This is a genomic window from Bisbaumannia pacifica (assembly GCF_007989625.1).
Taxonomy (GTDB): domain Bacteria; phylum Pseudomonadota; class Gammaproteobacteria; order Pseudomonadales; family Halomonadaceae; genus Bisbaumannia; species Bisbaumannia pacifica.
Genome location: NZ_BJUK01000106.1, coordinates 1 through 951, shown reverse-complemented (window position 1 = coordinate 951; position 951 = coordinate 1). Strand labels below are relative to the sequence as shown.

1 pseudogene is annotated in these 951 nt (G+C 71.3%); it reads left to right on the top strand.

Annotation, left to right across the window (positions count from 1 at the left end):
• A pseudogene (locus HPA02_RS18100) lies at positions 1–951 on the top strand (hypothetical protein); the annotation flags it as partial.

The following is a 951-nucleotide window of genomic DNA, read 5'->3' as shown; positions in this document are numbered from 1 at the left end:
AAGCTGATCCAGGAGCACGACGGCAGCGCCCAGGACGAGTGGCTGGTGCGCTACTCCTATAGCCCCGCCGGCGACCTGATCGCCGTGCGCCACCGCCATGGCGAGGTGGTTCGCGAGTTCGAGTGGCAGGCGCATATGCTCGTCGCCCACCGCGTGCCCGGCGGCCTCGAGGCCCACTACAGCTGGGATCGCCACGCCCCCGATGGCCGGGTGATCGGCCAGCAGGAGGCCGGCGGCCTGGCGCGCACCTACGCCTACCATCCCGATCACACCCGCGTCACCGATAGCCTCGGCCGCGAGGAGCGCTACCACTTCGTCGGCACCGGCCCCGGCCAGCGCTGGACGGCGCATACCCGCGCCGACGGCTCGGTGATCGAGTTCCGCTACGACCGCGCCGGACGCCAGATCGCCAGCGTCGACCCGCTGGGCCGCGAGACCGCGATGGCGCGGGATGACCAGGGCCAGATCATCGCCCAGACTGCCCCGGACGGCAGCCGCTGGACCCTCGAGCGCGATGCCCTGGGGCAGCCCATTCGTCTCGAAGGGCCTGACGACCAGCACTGGCAGATCCAGCGCAACCCCCTTGGTCACCCGGTTGAAATTACCGGCCCCGAGGGCACCACCACCCTGGCCTACGAAGACGAACGCCTGCCCGACCGCCCCACCGCCGTCACCGATGCACAGGGCGCCACCCGGCGCCTCGAATGGAACGCCCTGGGCCAGCTGGCGGCGGAGACCGACTGCTCCGAGCGGCGCACCAGCTACGCCCATGACGCCCGCGGCCATCTGGCCAGCGTCACCAATGCCCTGGGTGAGACCACCCGCACTACCCATGACGTCATGGGCCGGCGCCAGTCCACCCAGTTGCCCGACGGCAGCCACTGGCACCACCACCACGACGCCCAGGGGCGTCTGATGGAGGTCGAGGGCCCCCAGGGTTACCGTCAGCAG